The organism is Streptomyces kronopolitis (assembly GCF_050953795.1).
Lineage (GTDB): Bacteria > Actinomycetota > Actinomycetes > Streptomycetales > Streptomycetaceae > Streptomyces > Streptomyces kronopolitis_A.
In genome coordinates this window covers 6,024,362-6,041,719 of record NZ_CP191850.1, presented here as the reverse complement: position 1 = coordinate 6,041,719, position 17,358 = coordinate 6,024,362, and the positions used below count along the sequence as shown (strand labels likewise).

Sequence of the window (17,358 nt, the reverse complement as noted above, 5' to 3'; positions counted from 1 at the left end):
TGCCGGGCGCAAGTACGTGTTCACTCAGGGCTGCAAACATCCATTCCCCCCGTGTTGTTCCGTATCCTGTGCCCGCGCATTTTCTGCAAGTTCGCACAACAACAGTGCGAGCACGGCCCCGATGGTGTCTCGTCGGATCCGGTCGCGGTCGCCCTCCAGCGTGAGCCGGCGCACCTCCCCGGCGCCCTCCGGTCCCCGCACCGCCACGAAAACGGTGCCCACCGGATGTCCGTCCTGCGGATCGGGCCCGGCGACGCCCGTGGTGGCGATGCCCCAGTCGGCGCCCAGCACCCGCCGCACCCCGCCCGCCATCTGCCGCGCGACCTCGCCGTCCACGGCCCCGTGCGCGGCCAGCAGGGCACCGTCCACGCCCAGCAGCTCCCGCTTGAGATCGGTGGCGTACGCCGTGACCGAGCCCCGCAGGACCCGTGAGGCCCCGGGGACGGCGGTCAGCGCGCCCGCCACCAGGCCGCCGGTCAGCGATTCGGCCACCGCCAGGCTCTGCCCCCGTGCGGCGAGCAGCTCCAGCGCCCGGGCCGCGGCAGAACCCGGCCCGTTCACCGGACGGTGTCCCTCGCGGCGTTCCCGGCCCGCTCGGCCCGCTCCCGGGCCAGTCCGGCCCGGCGCAGCACCACGGCCTGCCGGACGTAGTCGAGGCCGGTGGCGACGGTCAGCAGCACGGCCACGGCCATCACCCACCAGCGGAAGGTCGCCAGCGGTCCGGTCAGCACCAGGACGTACATCCCGACCGCGGTGCCCTGTGCCAATGTCTTGATTTTGCCGCCCCGGCTGGCCGGAATCACTCCGTGCTTGATCACCCAGAACCGCATCAGCGTGATCCCGAGCTCACGGAAGAGGATCACCCCGGTCACCCACCAGGGGAGATCACCCAGCACCGACAGACAGATGAGTGCGGCACCCATGATCGCCTTGTCCGCGATCGGGTCGGCGATCTTGCCGAAGTCGGTGACCAGGTTGTACGCGCGGGCCAGATGCCCGTCGAAGACATCGGTGATCATGGCGACGGCGAAAGCGGCCCAGGCGAAGACCCGCCAGACGGGATCGGTGCCGTTGTCGTGCATCAGCAGCACCACGAAGGCGGGGACCAGCACCAGCCGCAGCATCGTCAGGACATTGGCGATGTTCCACAGCCCGGCCTGCCGGGCGGCCGGCGCCGGGCGCGGGCCGCCCGCTGCGGAAGCCGGGATTCCGCTCATCTCGCCGCCTCCTCGGTACACCCCGTGCCCTCCACCGACAGCACCTCCGCGACGAGATCGACGCCCTCGCTCGCCACTACCTTTGCTTCGACCATACGACCGGGCGCCAGCTCCAGGTCGGTCGACAGCAGCGTGACGCCGTCCGTCTCCGGCGCCTGGTGCGCGGCCCGCCCGACGAGACCGTCCTCGTCGTCGTTCCGGTCGACCAGCACCCGCACCGTCTCGCCGATCCGCTCCTCGGCACGCTGCGCGGTCAGCTCCTCGGCCAGCCGCGACACCCGCGCCAGCCGCTCGGCGACCACGTCCGGGTCGACCTTGTCCTCGTACGAGGCGGCCTCGGTGCCGTCCTCGTCGGAGTAGCCGAAGACGCCGATGGCGTCGAGCCGGGCCTCGGTGAGGAAGCGCTCCAGCTCCGCGAGGTCGCTCTCGCTCTCCCCGGGGAAGCCGACGATGAAGTTGGAGCGGGCACCGGCCTGCGGCGCCTTGCCGCGGATGGTCTCCAGCAGCTCCAGGAAGCTGTCGGTGCCGCCGAAGCGGCGCATCGTGCGCAGCACACCGGGCGCCGAGTGCTGGAAGGACAGATCGAAGTAGGGCGCCACCTTGTCGGTACCGGTCAGGACGTCGATCAGGCCGGGGCGCATCTCGGCCGGCTGGAGGTAGCTGACCCGGATCCGCTCGATGCCGTCGACGGCCGCCAGCTCCGGCAGCAGCGTCTCCAGCAGCCGGATGTCGCCGAGGTCCTTGCCGTAGGAGGTGTTGTTCTCGGAGACCAGCATGACCTCCTTCACGCCCTGGCCGGCCAGCCAGCGCGTCTCGCCGAGCACGTCGGAGGGGCGGCGGGAGATGAACGAACCGCGGAAGGACGGGATGGCGCAGAACGAGCAGCGGCGGTCGCAGCCGGAGGCCAGCTTCACCGAGGCCACCGGGTTGCTGCCGAGCCGGCGGCGCAGCGGGGCCCGCGGCCCGGAGGCCGGCGCGACGCCCTCCGGCAGGTCCTCGGGCGCGCCCGACGGCTCCTCCGAGCCGGTCTGGGCGTGGCCGGGCAGGGCGACCGCGGCGGCGTCCTGGCGCTCGGCCGGGCTGATCGGCAGCAGCTTGCGGCGGTCGCGCGGGGTGTGCGAGGCGTGGATGCCGCCGCTCAGGATGGTCTGGAGGCGGCCGGAGATGTCGGTGTAGTCGTCGAAGCCGAGCACGCCGTCGGCCTCGGGCAGCGCCTCGGCGAGCTCCTTGCCGTAGCGCTCGGCCATGCAGCCGACGGCCACGACGGCCTGGGTTCTGCCCTGATCCTTCAGATCATTGGCTTCCAGCAGGGCATCGACGGAGTCCTTCTTGGCGGCCTCGACGAACCCACAGGTGTTGACGACGGCGACATCGGCATCGGCGGCTTCCTCGACGAGCTCCCAGCCGTCCGCTGCCAGGCGGCCTGCGAGCTCCTCCGAGTCCACCTCGTTACGGGCGCAGCCAAGGGTGACAAGGGCGACGGTACGGCGTTCGGGCATGGGGCTCAGCCTACTTCGTCCCGGGTGGCCCCTCGGCGCGCAGGTCTCCGCCGCCGCTCCCGGGGGCCCGGAACCGGCGGCGGACGCCCTTCGGGAGGCGCGCTCAGCCCGCCTGGGGATCCCCCGGCGTGTAGCTCAGCCGCTCCACGGTGCCCTTGTGGCCGATCTCCTTGACCTCCTTGCCGTTGACGTACAGCTGTACGGCTCCGGCGTTGCCGAGGACCAGGTCGATCCGCCCCTTGTCGGTGATGGTCTTGGACTCGCCCTTCTTGAGCAGGCCGTCCTCCAGGAGCTTGCCGCTGGCGTCCTTGGCGGAGATCCAGCTCTGGCCGTCGCGGGCGGTGACCTTGATCGTGACCTTGTCCTTCGGCAGTCCGGCGACGGCGCTGTCGGAGGGCTCGGGCGTGATCGGGGGCTTGATCGTCGACGGATGGCGGGTGGGCGCGGGGGCCTGCTTGGCGTTGTCACCGGCCGCGATCGAGCCGCCGCCGCTCTTGTCGCCGCCCGTGAAGAGCGTGAAGCCCGCGAATCCGACGACGGCGACGATCGCCGCGACCATCGCCGCGGTCCAGTTGGGACGGCGCGGCTCGGAACGGATCCGCTCGGCTTCGTAGAGCGGCGCGGCGGGGGTCGGCGCGGGCCGGCCGCCGTGCTCGGCGTCGAACCGGTCGATCAGCGGGCGGGCATCGAGGGACACCGCCCGGGCGAGCGCCCGGATGTGTCCCCGGGCGTAGACGTCGCCGCCGCAGCGGGAGAAATCGTCCTGCTCGATGGCCTGGACGAGGGGGATGCGCACCCGTGTCGTCGCACTGACCTCTTCGACGGTCAGTCCCGCTCCGATACGGGCCTTCTGGAGGGCAGCACCGACGGAAGGCCGGTCTGCTTCGGGGGAGTTGCCGATGGACACGGGGGCGCCTTTCGAGCGTGTAGCCACCTGCTGGAAGTTCAGTCTAGGGGTGGGGCGAAAGGGTGGGGCAAGCGGGAGAGCGGAGTTTGTACGCCATCGGAACGCCATCGGCGGTGCCGTGGGGTGCGGTGGTGGAGCATCGTTTGCTCATCTCCCTCAACTTGACGTCTTGGCAGGAGAAACGGTTGCCTTCTGCGCCCGTGCGCGCGGCCCGGAAATCTGTGCTACTCGCTAGCCTCCCCACGGATCACCGCCAGCACTCCGTCCAATTCATCCGGCTTCACCATGACGTCGCGCGCCTTGGACCCCTCGCTGGGCCCGACGATGTTCCGCGACTCCATCAGGTCCATCAGCCGCCCGGCCTTGGCGAAGCCCACCCGCAGCTTGCGCTGGAGCATCGACGTCGACCCGAATTGGGTGGAAACCACCAGCTCAGCGGCCTGGCACAGCAGATCCAGGTCGTCACCGATGTCCTCGTCGATCTCCTTCTTCTTCGCCGTGCCGACGGTGACGTCGTCGCGGAAGACGGGCGCCATCTGGTCCTTGCAGTGCTGGACGACGGCCGCGACCTCCTCCTCCGTCACGAACGCGCCCTGCATGCGGACCGGCTTGTTCGCCCCCATCGGCAGGAACAGGCCGTCGCCCTTGCCGATCAGCTTCTCGGCGCCCGGCTGGTCCAGGATGACCCGGCTGTCGGCGAGCGAGGACGTGGCGAACGCGAGGCGGGAGGGCACATTGGCCTTGATCAGGCCGGTGACGACGTCGACGGACGGGCGCTGGGTGGCGAGCACCAGATGGATACCGGCGGCGCGGGCGAGCTGGGTGATGCGGACGATGGAGTCCTCCACATCGCGCGGGGCGACCATCATCAGGTCCGCCAGCTCGTCCACGATGACCAGCAGATACGGGTACGGCGCCAGCTCGCGCTCGCTGCCCTCGGGCGAGCTGACCTTGCCGGCCCGCACCGCCTCGTTGAAGTCGTCGATGTGCCGGAAGCCGTAGGCGGCGAGATCGTCGTAGCGCAGGTCCATCTCGCGGACCACCCACTGGAGCGCCTCGGCGGCGCGCTTGGGATTGGTGATGATCGGCGTGATCAGATGCGGGATGCCCTCGTAGGCGGTCAGCTCGACGCGCTTGGGGTCGACGAGCACCATCCGCACGTCCTCCGGGGTGGCCCGCACCATCACCGAGGTGATCAGACAGTTGATGCAGGAGGACTTGCCGGAGCCGGTGGCGCCGGCCACCAGGACGTGCGGCATCTTCGTCATGTTGGCCATGACGTAGCCGCCCTCGACGTCCTTGCCGAGCGCCACCAGCATCGGGTGCTCGTCGCCCGCGGCGTCGGCCAGCCGCAGCACGTCGCCGAGGTTGACCATCTCGCGGTCGGTGTTGGGGATCTCGATGCCGACGGCGGACTTGCCGGGGATCGGGCTGATGATGCGGACGTCGGGGCTGGCCACGGCGTAGGCGATGTTCTTGGCCAGCGCAGTGATCTTCTCGACCTTGACGGCCGGACCCAGCTCGACCTCGTAGCGGGTGACCGTCGGGCCGCGGGTGAAGCCGGTGACCGCGGCGTCGACCTTGAACTCCTGGAAGACGGTGGTCAGCGAGGTCACTATGGCGTCGTTCGCGGCGCTGCGGGTCTTGCCGGGGCCGCCTCGCGCGAGCAGGTCCAGCGAGGGCAGCGAGTAGGTGATGTCGCCGGCCAGCTGGAGCTGCTCGGCGCGCGGCGGCAGATCGCCGGACGGCTCGGGCGGGGCCTTGGTGAAGTCGGGGACCGCCGGGGTGTGCTCGGGCGCGGCGGCCGTCCGGTCGGCGCCGCGGGCCGGCGGCACCGTGCCGCTCTCCCCCGCGCTGTCCTCGCCGTCGCGGCCGCGGATCTCGCCGGAGACGCTGCTGCTCAGGCCGGCGACGAGCGGGGAGGGCTGGACGCCGTGCAGCACCGCGCCGTCCAGCGCGGCGGCGGCCGCGGCGGCGACATCCACCGCGTCCAGCGGACGGTCCTCGGCGGGCTGGGCGGAGGCCCGGCGCGGACGGCGCCGCTTGGCCAGGGCCGCTTCCTCTATCGCGTCGGGGTCGGCTGCGGTGCTCGCGGCGGCGCTGCGGCGCGCCCCGCGCGCGGGCTGCTCGCGCCACTCGTCGGCGTAGTCCTCGTACTCCGGGGCCCCGTAGCCGTCCACCCCGGCGTCCGCCGGGTGCACCACGCCCAGCCTGACGCCGAGCGCCCGCAGCCGCTGCGGGATGGCGTTCACCGGCGTCGCGGTGACCACCAGCAGCCCGAAGACGGTCAGCAGCACCAGCAGCGCCACCGCCAGGGTCTGTCCGACGGTGAAGATCAGCGGCTTGGACGCCACCCACCCCAGATAGCCGCCGGCGTCCTGTATGGCGGCCAGCCCGTCGTCCCGGCCCGGCGACCCGCAGGCCATCGCGACCTGCCCCAGCACGCCGACGACCAGTGCCGACAGCCCGATGACGATCCGGCCGTTGGCTTCCGGCCGCTCGGGATGGCGGATGAGACGCAGGGCGATGCCGGTCAGCAGTATCGGCACGACCAGATCGAGCCGGCCGAACGCGCCGGTCACCAGCAGTTCGACGAGGTCGCCGACCGGGCCGCTGAGGTTGGACCAGGTCCCGGCCGCGATGACCAGTGCCAGGCCGAGCAGCAGCAGCGACAGGCCGTCCTTGCGGTGCGCCGGATCGAGGTTCTTCGCGCCGCGGCCCATGCCGCGGAACATCGCCCCGATGGCGTGCGCGAGGCCCAGCCAGCAGGCGCGGGCCAGGCGGTAGACGCCGCCGGTGGGTGAGGGCGCCGGCCTGGGGGCTGCCTTCTTCGCGGGCGCCCTCTTGGCCGGTGCCTTCTTCGCGGCGGTCTTCTTCGCCGGCGGCCTGGGGGCCGCCTTCTTGGCTGCGGTCTTCTTGGCGGCGCCCGCGGTCCGTCCGGCGCGCTGCTTCGAGGGTCCCGCCGAGCTCTGGGTTCCCTTGCCGGACGTACGTGAGGCCATGACGACGAGATTACAGGCGAACGCGGGCATGATACGAGCGCACGGCGCTTCACCCGAACGTGTCGCGCGCCCGTCTCATGAAAGGGCGTCAGTCACCCCGCGGCGCTGCCCGACCCCGGTTCCAGGGCATCCAGCGCCCTGCGCAGCCCGGTCAGTTTGCGCTCCAGATGTGCGGCGGTGGCCACCGCCGCCGCGTCCGCCGTCTCGTCCAGCTGCTTGGACAGCGCCTCGGCCTGCTCCTCGACCGCGGCCAGCCGCGCGGAGAGCTCCGCGAGCAGCCCCGCCGACTCCTTCGCCTCGTCGGCGCTCGGCCGTCCGCCCTCCAGCTGCAGCCTCAGCAGGGAGGCCTGCTCGCGCAGTTGGCAGTTCTTCATGTAGAGCTCGACGAACACCGAGACCTTGGCCCGCAGCACCCACGGGTCGAACGGCTTGGAGATGTAGTCCACCGCACCGGCCGCGTAACCGCGGAACGTGTGGTGCGGGCCGTGGTTGATGGCCGTGAGGAAGATGATCGGGATGTCGCGGGTGCGCTCCCGGCGCTTGATGTGCGCCGCGGTCTCGAATCCGTCCATCCCCGGCATCTGCACATCGAGCAGAATCACCGCGAAATCGTCCGTGAGCAGTGCTTTGAGCGCTTCCTCCCCGGACGATGCCCGCACCAGTGTCTGATCGAGCGCAGAGAGGATCGCCTCCAGCGCCAGCAGATTCTCCGGCCGGTCATCGACCAGGAGGATCTTGGCCTTCTGCACCATGGCCCGTCCTCCTCGCCCCGGCATGGCACCGGACGCCGCCCCAGGGGACGACTCCGTCACGCCGCCCGTCCTTGTGCCGGTCATGGTAGCTGCACCCCGTCTGTCGCCACACCCTGTCACCGCGATGTCACTGTGCACGTAGCAGAAACGCAGACAGGGACCAGAAGGTTCCCCGAATACCAGGCTTCCACACGTCCACGGCAACACTGAGTCAGCACGCGATGATCCTCTTTCGCCTCCATACTGGACGCTCCGTCACTCCGCGCGCATCCATTGCTCCATGACCGACAACAGATGATCGGTATCCACCGGCTTGGTCACGTAGTCGGAGGCCCCCGAGTCGATGCTCTTCTCGCGGTCGCCCTTCATCGCCTTCGCGGTCAGCGCGATGATGGGAAGCCCGGCGAACTGCGGCATCCGGCGGATCGCCGCCGTCGTCGCATAGCCGTCCATCTCCGGCATCATGATGTCCATCAGGACCAGGACGATGTCGTCGTGCTGCTCCAGCACCTCGATGCCCTCGCGCCCGTTCTCCGCGTACAGCACCGACAGCCCGTGCTGCTCCAGGACGCTGGTGAGCGCGAAGACGTTGCGGATGTCGTCGTCGACGATCAGCACCTTCTCGCCGTGGAAGCCGCCCTGGAAGACGGGATCCACCAGGTCCTGGCCGTTGCCGAGCCAGGGCTCCTCCGCGGGCTGCGGGGCGGCGGCGGGCCGGGACGGCGTCCGGGGCGCCTGGGGGGCCTGTGGCGCCTCCTGCGGCGCGGCCGGGGCCGCCGGGCGGCCGGGCAGCTCGAAGCGCCGCGGGGGGCCCGAAACGGCCCGGCGGCGGCGCCGGTTGAGACTGCCGCCGGAGCCCTGCTCGAACTCCTGCTGTTCCTGGGCCTCTTCCCGGCCGACCTCCGTCTCACGGGCCTCCGCGTCCATCGCGAGCCCGCCGGCCACCAGCTGCGGGTAGCCCTGCGGCGGCAGCCCGCCCGGGTTGTGCGGCAGGTAGAGCGTGAAGGTGGAGCCTCGGTTGGGCTCGCTCGCTGCGTGGATCTCGCCGCCCAGCAGCCGGGCGATCTCGCGGCTGATGGACAGGCCCAGGCCCGTACCGCCGTACTTGCGGCTGGTCGTGCCGTCGGCCTGCTTGAACGCCTCGAAGATGACCCGCATCTTGCTGGAGGCGATGCCGATGCCGGTGTCGGTGACCGAGAAGGCGATCATGTCCGCGTCCGGGTCGCGCAGCGAGCCGTGCTCCAGCAGCTGCTCCCGGATGGCCACCGGGACGTCCGCCCCGGCCGGCCGGATCACCAGCTCGACTGCGCCGCTGTCGGTGAACTTCACCGCGTTGGAGAGCAGATTGCGCAGCACCTGGAGCAGCCGCTGCTCGTCGGTGTGCAGGGTGGCCGGCAGCTCCGGGGAGACCCGTACGGAGAAGTCGAGTCCCTTCTCCGCGGTCAGCGGCCGGAACGTGGCCTCCACGTAGTCGACGAGCTGGACCAGCGCGATCCGCGTCGGACTGACGTCCATCTTGCCCGCCTCGACCTTGGACAGGTCCAGGATGTCGTTGATCAGCTGAAGCAGGTCGCTGCCGGCGCCATGGATGGTTTCGGCGAATTCGACCTGCTTGGGGGAGAGATTCCCCTCGGCGTTGTCGGCCAGCAGCTTGGCCAGAATCAGCAGGGAGTTCAGCGGCGTCCGCAGCTCGTGCGACATGTTCGCCAGGAACTCCGACTTGTAGCGCATGGAGACCGCGAGCTGTTCGGCACGCTCCTCCAGAACCTGGCGCGCCTCCTCGATCTCGGTGTTCTTCACCTCGATGTCGCGGTTTTGCGCGCGCAGCTGCTCGGCCTTCTCCTCCAGCTCGGTGTTGGACAGCTCCAGCGCCTTCTGCCGGCTCTCCAGCTCGCCCGACCGCTCCTTGAGCTGCTCGGTCAGCTCCTGCGACTGCTTGAGCAGCACCTCGGTCTTGGTGTTGACCGAGATGGTGTTGACGCTGGTCGCGATCATCTCGGCGATCTGGCTGAGGAAGTCCTTCTGGATCTGGGTGAACGGCTGGAAGGAGGCCAGCTCGATCACGCCGAGCACCTTGTCCTCGAACAGCACCGGCAGCACGATCACGTTGGCCGGCGGCGCCTCGCCCAGCCCGGAGGCGATCTTGAGATAGCCGGAGGGGACGTTCTCCACCAGGATGGTGCGCCCCTCCTCCGCGGCCGTGCCGATCAGCGTCTCGCCGGGTTTGAAGGTCGTCGGCATGCCGCCCATCGCGTAGCCGTACGAGCCCATCAGCCGCAGCTCGTAGGCGCCCGCCTCGGCGCCGTCAGCCCCGATCTCCCGGCTGTCGGGCTGCGCGGCGAGGAAGAACGCGCCGTGCTGGGCGGAGACCGCCGGCGACAGCTCGCTCATGATGAGCGTGGCGACGTCCTTGAGGTCGCGCCGGCCCTGCATCAGACCCGAGATCCGGGCCAGATTGCCCTTGAGCCAGTCCTGTTCCTCGTTGGCGAGGGTGGTCTCCCGGAGCGTGGAGATCATGGTGTTGACGTTGTCCTGGAGCTCCAGGATCTCGCCGGCCGCGTCCACGTCGATGCGCACGTTGTGGTCCCCGAGGGTGACCGCCGCGGCGACCGCGGCGATGGCCCGCACCTGACGCGTCAGGTTGCCGGCCATCTCGTTCACCGACTCGGTCAGGTCCCGCCAGGTGCCGGCCACGCCGCGCACCTGCGCCTGACCGCCCAGCTGGCCTTCCGTACCCACCTCACGGGCCACTCTGGTGACCTGTTCGGCGAAGGACGACAGCTGGTCGACCATCGTGTTGATGGTGGTCTTCAGCGCGAGGATCTCGCCCCGCGCGTCGATGTCGATCTTCTTGGTCAGATCGCCCTTGGCGATGGCGGTGGTGACCATGGCGATGTTGCGGACCTGGCCGGTGAGGTTGTTGGCCATCGAGTTCACGGACTCGGTGAGGTCCTTCCACGTACCGGCGACGCCGGGGACGCGGGCCTGGCCGCCCAGGATGCCGTCGGTGCCCACCTCACGGGCCACCCGGGTGACCTCGTCGGCGAACGACGACAGCGTGGTCACCATGGTGTTGACCGTGTCGGCGAGCTGCGCGACCTCGCCGCGCGCCTCGACCGTGACCTTCTTGGTCAGGTCACCGTTGGCGACCGCCGCGGAGACCTGGGAGATGTTGCGTACCTGGATGGTCAGGTTGTTGGCCATCAGGTTGACGTTGTCGCTGAGGTCCAGCCAGATGCCGGTGGCTCCCGGCACCCGCGCCTGACCGCCCAACTGGCCCTCGGTACCCACCTCGCGGGCAACCCGGGTCACCTGCTCGGCGAACGACGACAGCTGGTCGACCATCGTGTTGACCGTGGTGACCAGTTCGAGGATCTCGCCCTTGGCGTCGACGGTGATCTTCTTGGACAGGTCACCGCGGGCCACCGCGGTCGTCACCTCGGCGATGTTGCGCACCTGCGAGGTCAGGTTGTTCGCCATGAAGTTGACGGACTGGGTGAGGTCCTTCCACGTCCCGCTGACGCCCTGCACCTCGGCCTGACCGCCCAGGATGCCCTCGGTGCCCACCTCACGGGCGACCCGGGTGACCTGCTCCGCGAACGAGGAGAGCTGGTCGACCATGGTGTTCAGGGTGTTCTTCAGCTCCAGGATCTCGCCCCGGGCGTCCACGTCGATCTTCTGCGACAGGTCACCGCGCGCGACCGCCGTGGCGACCTGCGCGATGTTGCGGACCTGGGCCGTCAGGTTGCCGGCCATGCCGTTCACCGAGTCGGTCAGATCGCGCCAGACACCCGCGACGCCCGGCACCTGCGCCTGACCGCCCAGCCGGCCGTCCGTACCGACCTCCCGGGCGACCCGGGTGACCTGCTCGGCGAAGGCGGAGAGCTGGTCGACCATCGTGTTGATGGTGTTCTTCAGCTCCAGGATCTCGCCGCGCGCGTCCACGTCGATCTTCTGCGACAGGTCACCACGGGCGACCGCCGTCGTCACCTGCGCGATCTGCCGCACCTGCGACGTCAGGTTGCCCGCCATGAAGTTGACGGAGTCGGTGAGTTCCTTCCAGGTGCCGCTGACGCCGTCCACCCGGGCCTGACCGCCCAGCCGGCCCTCCGTGCCCACGTCCCTGGCCATCCGCGTGACCTGGTCGGCGAACGAGGACAGCTGGTCCACCATGGTGTTCACGGTGTTCTTCAGCTGGAGCATCTCGCCGGAGACGTCGACGGTGACCTTCTGCGACAGATCGCCGTTGGCCACCGCGGTCGTCACCTGGGCGATGTTGCGCACCTGCCCGGTGAGGTTGCGGAAGGCGGTGTTGACGGAGTCCGTCAGGTCCTTCCACGTCCCCGCCGCGCCCGGGACCGCCGCCTGGCCGCCCAGCTCACCCTCGACGCCGATCTCCCGCGCCACGCGCGTCACTTCGGCACCGAACGACGAGAGCTGACCCACCATCGTGTTGACGGTGTTCTTCAACTCCAGCATTTCCCCGGCCACATCGACGGTGACCGTCTGGGACAGATCGCCGTTGGCGACCGCCGTCGTCACCTGCGCGATGTCCCGGACCTGCGCGGTGAGGTTGCGGAAGGCGGTGTTGACGGAGTCGGTGAGGTCCTTCCAGGTCCCCGCCGCGCCCGGCACCTGCGCCTGACCGCCGAGCTGCCCCTCGGCGCCGACCTCGTTCGCCACCCGCGTCACTTCGTCGGCGAAGGTCCGCAGCGTCTCGGTCATGGTGTTGATGGTGTCGGCCAGCTGCGCGACCTCGCCGCGTGCGCTGACCGTGACCTTCTGCGACAGATCGCCGTTCGCGACGGCCGTGGTGACCTGCGCGATCCCGCGCACCTGCGCGGTGAGGTTGCCGGCCATGAGATTGACCGAATCCGTCAGGTCCTTCCACACCCCGGCGACGCCGGGGACCTGCGCCTGACCGCCGAGTTCGCCCTCGGTGCCCACCTCGCGGGCGACGCGCGTCACCTCGGAGGCGAAGGAGGAGAGCTGGTCGACCATCGTGTTGACGGTGTTCTTCAGCTCCAGCATCTCGCCGGCGACGTGCACGGTCACCTTGCGCGACAGATCGCCCTTGGCCACCGCGGTGGTGACGAGAGCAATGTCACGTACCTGTGCCGTCAGCCGGGACGCCATGGTGTTGACGGATTCCGTCAGGTCCTTCCACGAACCCGACATTCCGCGCACCCGGGCCTGGCCGCCGAGCTTGCCCTCGGTGCCGACCTCGCTGGCCACTCTCGTGACCTCGTCGGTGAACGCGGAGAGCTGGTCGACCAGCCCGTTGACGGTCCGGCCGACCTTCAGGAATTCACCCCGCAGAGGGTGCTCCGAAGAGCTGTCCGAACTGCGCGAGCGCAGATCCATCCGCTGTTCCAGGTCACCCTCGGACACCGCCGACAGCACCCGTCCCACCTCGGAAACAGGCCGTACGAGGTCGTCGACCAGGGCGTTCGAGGCGTCGATGGCGGCGGCCCAGGAGCCTTCCGCGGCGCCGACCTCCAGCCGCTCCGTCAGCTTGCCCTCGCGCCCCACGACCCGGCGCACCCGCGCCAGCTCGCCCGTCAGATGCAGATTGCGGTCCGCGACCTCGTTGAAGACCGCGGCGATCTCCGACATGACGCCTTCGCCGGAAACCGTGAGCCGCTTGCGGAAGTTCCCGTCCCGCATGGCCACCAAAGCGACCAGCAGCCGATTGAGCGCAGCCGTATCCACCTCGGTCGTCCCGTTGTTCCGGGATCGTCCGCCTTTCGCGCGTGTGCTTGCGCCCCGCGCCGCTGCGCCAGACTCCACCGTGTCCCTCCCGCAGGGTCGACCGTTCTACCCGGGCTTTCTCTTGATACTTGCCCAGTGTTTCACCATGGCTCAACCAGGCCATAACAGTTCGGCAGCATCGCACACCGTCCCAGGGCACGATTGGGGCGGAAACACACGTGACCGGCATCCTCGGGTGCGGCGAAGGTAAGTAACCTGGCATACGGCTGTCCACCCGGCCCGTCCCCCGAGCACGGGCGGTGGCACACCGACAACAGGTATTCGGAGGGGCGCCGCGACCATGGGGGAGCAGATCACCGACACACGCATGAGGAGACCAGTGATCACCGCGCGGGCCGCCGCAACCTTCGAGCCGGTCGGGCGCTCGGTCGCCACTGCCCGTGCATTCGTCCGCGACACGCTCCAGGGCTGGGGCTGCGCCGACATCGTCGACGACGCCGTCGTCCTGACCAGCGAGCTGGTCACCAACGCCGTGGTGCACGCCGGCACCGCCGCCGATGTCCTGTGTCTGCGCAATGACACAGGGGTACGGATCTCCGTCGCCGACCGCTACCCCGAGCGCGAGATCCCGCTCCAGAACGCCGGCCAGGTCGTCGTCCACCCGGACCGCGAGGGCGGCCGCGGCCTGCTGCTGTGCGGCGCGCTGGCGACCCGCTGGGGCGTCGAGTACACCGCCGCACAAAAGCACGTGTGGTTCCAGCTCGACCTCCCCGAGCGCCCGGCCGGCACCCGCTCCGCCGGCCCGGCCCTGCCCGTGGACGCCCTCCCGGTCGCCGACACCCGGGTACGCGTCGCGGTGATCCAGATCGACCGCGGCGGCTGCATCAGCTTCTGGAACGACGACGCCCAGGACCTCTTCGCCTACGACCCCGAGCAGGTCATCGGCAAACCGCTCACCGACTTCGCCGCCTGGCCGCACACCCCCGGCACCGGCACCGGCATCGCCGAGGCACTCCAGCTCTCCCGCTGGGAGGGCTCCTACGGCATAAGGGGCGCCGACGGCCGCGTCGTCCCCGTCTACGCCTCCCACCTGCGCGTCCGCGACGCCGACGGCGAGGCCTCCACGGTCTGCCTCCTGGTGCGCGACCACGAGCGGGCGATCCTGCAGAGCCCGCCGCGCACCCCCGCGCCGGACTCCGCCACCCAGGCCGCGCAGGCGGAGGGACGCCCCTCCGACCCGTTCGAGGTCTTCATCGGCTCCCCGGCCCCCGACGATCTCGACGGCCTGCTCCAGCGCACCGTCGAGCGCGCCCGCGACATGCTCGACGGCGACGCCGCCTACCTCCTACTGGCCACCGACGACGAGACCGAACTGGAGGTGCGCGCCTCCACGGGCCTGCCCTCCGCCCGCCAGCGGTTCGCCCGCGTCCCCGTGGAGGCCGGATCCGGACGCTACGGCTCCGCCCGGATGCCCGCCGTCCACGAGGACCTCACGGCCGTGCCCGGCGCCGTCCCGCTCCTCAGCGGCACGGGCATGCGCTCGGTCGTCACCGTCCCGCTGAAGGTCGAGGGGCGGCTCACCGGCTCCCTGGGCGTCGCCGCGGAGAGCGCGGGGCGCTACACCAACGAGGAGGCGCTCCGCCTCCAGTTCGCCGCCGACCGCATCGCCCTCGCCGTCGAACGCGCCCGCCTGACCGAGCTGGAAAAGCTGCGCCGCGGCTCGCTCTCCTTCCTCGTCGAGGCCTCCGACCTGCTGGCCGGCACCCTCGACCGCGACCAGACGCTGGCCCTGATGGCCCAGATGACGGTCCCCACCCTCGCCACCTGGTGCGCGGTCTACACCGTCGCCGACCAGGCCTCCGAGCCCGAGCTGTCCTACGTCCTGCACGAGGACGAGGACCGCATCGACGGCCTCAAGACCCTGCTGACGAAGGTCGACCCGCCCGAGCCGGTCCCCACCCCCGGGGCACGCGTGTGGACCGCCCCCAGCGACGCCGCGCACGACGCCGCACTGCGGACCTCGATGCGCAGCCTGGGCCTGGGCAACTCGGCCCGCCCTTCCACGGGCCCCGGCACGACTCTCGCCACCGCCTCCGCGGTCGGCGGGGAGACCGTCGTGCTGCCGCTGGTCGCCCGCAACCGCGTCATCGGCATGCTCACCCTCGGCAAGCCCACCGAGGAGCACTTCCGCCAGGAGATCCTCGAACTCGCCGAGGACCTCTCCCGCCGGGCCGCCCTCGCCCTGGACAACGCCCGCCTCTACTCCGAGCGCACGGCCATCAGCCAGTCCCTCCAGCGCAGCCTGCTGCCCCCGGAGCCACTGCCCGCCGTGCCCGGCGTCGAGGTCGAGGTCATCTACCGCGCGGCCGGCGAGGGCAACGAGGTCGGCGGCGACTTCTACGACCTCTTCCCCATCCACGACGGCGCCTACGGCTTCGCCATCGGCGATGTCTGCGGCACGGGCCCGGAAGCGGCAGCCGTCACCGGCCTCGCCCGCCACGCCCTCCGTCTCCTCGCCCGCGAGGGCCTCGGCGGCCCCGCCGTCCTGGAACGCCTGAACGCCGCCATCCTCGACGAGGGCTCCCGCAGCCGCTTCCTGACGCTCCTTTACGGCGAGCTGTGGCCGCAGGACGACGGCAGCGCCCTGCTCAAGGTCGTCTGTGCCGGCCATCCCCTGCCGCTCCGGCTGCGCCAGGACGGCTCGGTCGAACCGGCCGCCGAACCCCAGCCCCTGCTGGGCGTCATGGACGACCTAGAGCTCTACGAACAGTCCGTCACCCTCGACCCCGGCGACGTCCTGCTGTGCGTCACCGACGGCGTCACCGAACGCCGCGAGGGCACCCGCATGCTCGGCGACGACGGCCTCACCGACGTGCTGACCACCTGCACGGGCCTGACGGCCGGCGCCGTCGCCACCCGCGTGCTGCGCGCCGTGGAACGCTTCGCCGCGGAGCCGGCCTCCGACGACATGGCCATCCTCGCCCTGCGCGTCCCCGAGCCCCAGGCGAGCTGACCCGAAGGAGTTGGTGGCAGGCGGACGTGGATCTCCGCTTGCCACCACCCCGCGGACCGTATCCTCACGACCCGTCATATCCGGCCCGCGGCAAGCATGAAGAACGAAAACCCGGCGCGGACCGCGTCCGCATACGACGAAGGCCCCCGCCATAAGGCGGGGGCCTTCGTTCTCTGAGCCCCAATACGGAATCGAACCGTAGACCTTCTCCTTACCATGGAGACGCTCTGCCGACTGAGCTATTGGGGCGCGGCAACAGAAAAGATATTACCCCAACTCCGCGGCAGATTCGAACCGTCCCCCACACGCGGCTAAAAGGCCGGCTGCAGCAATCCGCCCAACGCATTGCAGGCGCTCACCATCTTGTGCAGGTCCCGCCGCGACATCTCCGCGTGCACGGGCAGCGCCAGCGTCTCGTCCACCGCCCGCTCCGTCTGCGGCAGGAAGACGTCCCGCCGCAGCCCCGGCATCCGGTACACGGGCGCCAGTACGGGCACCTTGCAGCCAACTCCCTTGGCCCGCAGGGCACGCGCGAAGGCGTCGCGGTCCGGCCGCCCGTTCCCCGGCACCCGCACCACGTACTGCTCATAGGTGTGCCCCGCGGCCGGCGTCGGCGTCCAGACCCCGCGCAGCTTGCCGTCCAGGTACGACGCCTGCTCCCGGCGCAGCTCCAAGCCCTCCGCGCGGGCCCCGGGCTCGTCGTCCACCAGCACCAACAGACCGTGCCGCTGGCCCACTTCACGGATCCAGCCGGCGTCCGCCAGCCGCCCGAACCGGTTGATGGCCACGACGGCGGCGGTCCGTCCGGTGACCACGTCGGCCACCGCGGCGGGATCGAGGCAGTAGCTGTCGATATCGATATCGGCGAAGACCGGCACCGCGCCCAGCTCCACCACGGCCCGGGCCACCTCGGCGTTGCCGTAGGCCGGCACCACGACCTCGTCACCAGCACGTACACCGGCCGACTTGAGCGTTCCCACTGTCCGCATGAAACGGATCCTGGTCAGCTGAGATGAACGTCGAGTTACGCCCACCACCCTAAAATCAGAACAAAAAAGCTCCGGTCCCTGAACCAGAAGGTTCAGGGACCGGAGCTGAATGATTGTTCGGCGGCGTCCTACTCTCCCACAGGGTCCCCCCTGCAGTACCATCGGCGCTGAAAGGCTTAGCTTCCGGGTTCGAAATGTAACCGGGCGTTTCCCTAACGCTATGACCACCGAAACACTATGAAGTTAACCAACCCGGCAATAACACAG

9 protein-coding genes, 1 tRNA gene and 1 rRNA gene are annotated in these 17,358 nt (G+C 70.3%); 1 reads left to right on the top strand and 10 read right to left on the bottom strand.

Features of this window, described 5'->3' with window-relative positions:
- Positions 1 to 24: 24 nt before the first annotated feature.
- The 7 genes from ACQP17_RS26770 to ACQP17_RS26740 form a co-directional block, all read right to left on the bottom strand.
- Positions 25 to 561, bottom strand: coding sequence for a CinA family protein (locus tag ACQP17_RS26770; protein WP_433858544.1), 537 nt, complete (start codon positions 559 to 561; stop codon positions 25 to 27).
- Entirely contained in the window at positions 558 to 1,217 is a 660-nt protein-coding gene (gene pgsA / locus ACQP17_RS26765; protein ID WP_433858543.1) for a CDP-diacylglycerol--glycerol-3-phosphate 3-phosphatidyltransferase, read from the bottom strand. The genes ACQP17_RS26770 and pgsA overlap by 4 nt, the downstream gene beginning before the upstream one ends.
- Positions 1,214 to 2,716 (bottom strand): 30S ribosomal protein S12 methylthiotransferase RimO, encoded by a 1,503-nt coding sequence (rimO, locus tag ACQP17_RS26760; RefSeq protein WP_433858542.1) that lies wholly within the window; start codon positions 2,714 to 2,716, stop codon positions 1,214 to 1,216. Before rimO ends, pgsA begins: the two co-directional genes overlap by 4 nt.
- 103 nt (positions 2,717 to 2,819) lie before the next feature.
- The gene (locus ACQP17_RS26755; protein ID WP_433858541.1) at positions 2,820 to 3,623 is read right to left on the bottom strand and encodes a helix-turn-helix domain-containing protein; all 804 of its coding nucleotides are present in this window, start codon (positions 3,621 to 3,623) and stop codon (positions 2,820 to 2,822) included.
- A gap of 224 nt (positions 3,624 to 3,847) precedes the next feature.
- Positions 3,848 to 6,625: a DNA translocase FtsK gene (locus ACQP17_RS26750; protein WP_433858540.1), complete on the bottom strand. Its 2,778-nt coding sequence runs from the start codon at positions 6,623 to 6,625 to the stop codon at positions 3,848 to 3,850.
- Positions 6,626 to 6,717: 92 nt separating this feature from the next.
- Positions 6,718 to 7,377, bottom strand: a complete 660-nt coding sequence (locus ACQP17_RS26745) for a response regulator (protein ID WP_189096215.1) — start codon at positions 7,375 to 7,377, stop codon at positions 6,718 to 6,720.
- A gap of 255 nt (positions 7,378 to 7,632) precedes the next feature.
- Complete coding sequence (locus ACQP17_RS26740) at positions 7,633 to 13,167, bottom strand: HAMP domain-containing protein (protein ID WP_433858539.1); 5,535 nt, start codon at positions 13,165 to 13,167, stop codon at positions 7,633 to 7,635.
- Between the two features lie 262 nt (positions 13,168 to 13,429).
- Between ACQP17_RS26740 and ACQP17_RS26735 the strand changes: the two genes are divergently transcribed.
- Positions 13,430 to 16,102, top strand: coding sequence for a SpoIIE family protein phosphatase (locus ACQP17_RS26735; protein WP_433858538.1), 2,673 nt, complete (start codon positions 13,430 to 13,432; stop codon positions 16,100 to 16,102).
- Between the two features lie 176 nt (positions 16,103 to 16,278).
- Here the strand turns inward: ACQP17_RS26735 and ACQP17_RS26730 are convergent.
- The 3 genes from ACQP17_RS26730 to rrf form a co-directional block, all read right to left on the bottom strand.
- Positions 16,279 to 16,351: transfer RNA gene (locus ACQP17_RS26730), tRNA-Thr, on the bottom strand.
- A 62-nt stretch (positions 16,352 to 16,413) separates the two neighbouring features.
- A complete protein-coding gene (locus ACQP17_RS26725; protein ID WP_433858537.1) occupies positions 16,414 to 17,091 on the bottom strand; it encodes a DegT/DnrJ/EryC1/StrS family aminotransferase in 678 nt (225 codons plus the stop codon).
- A gap of 115 nt (positions 17,092 to 17,206) precedes the next feature.
- A 5S ribosomal RNA gene (rrf, locus tag ACQP17_RS26720) occupies positions 17,207 to 17,323 on the bottom strand.
- Positions 17,324 to 17,358: the final 35 nt, after the last annotated feature.

Coding starts and splice junctions, on each gene's coding strand:
- ACQP17_RS26750 (WP_433858540.1), bottom strand. CDS start 6,625: ATGGCCTCACGTACGTCCGGCAAGGGAACCCAGAGCTCGGCGGGACCC.
- pgsA (WP_433858543.1), bottom strand. CDS start 1,217: ATGAGCGGAATCCCGGCTTCCGCAGCGGGCGGCCCGCGCCCGGCGCCG.
- rimO (WP_433858542.1), bottom strand. CDS start 2,716: ATGCCCGAACGCCGTACCGTCGCCCTTGTCACCCTTGGCTGCGCCCGT.
- ACQP17_RS26745 (WP_189096215.1), bottom strand. CDS start 7,377: ATGGTGCAGAAGGCCAAGATCCTCCTGGTCGATGACCGGCCGGAGAAT.
- ACQP17_RS26725 (WP_433858537.1), bottom strand. CDS start 17,091: ATGCGGACAGTGGGAACGCTCAAGTCGGCCGGTGTACGTGCTGGTGAC.
- ACQP17_RS26735 (WP_433858538.1), top strand. CDS start 13,430: ATGGGGGAGCAGATCACCGACACACGCATGAGGAGACCAGTGATCACC.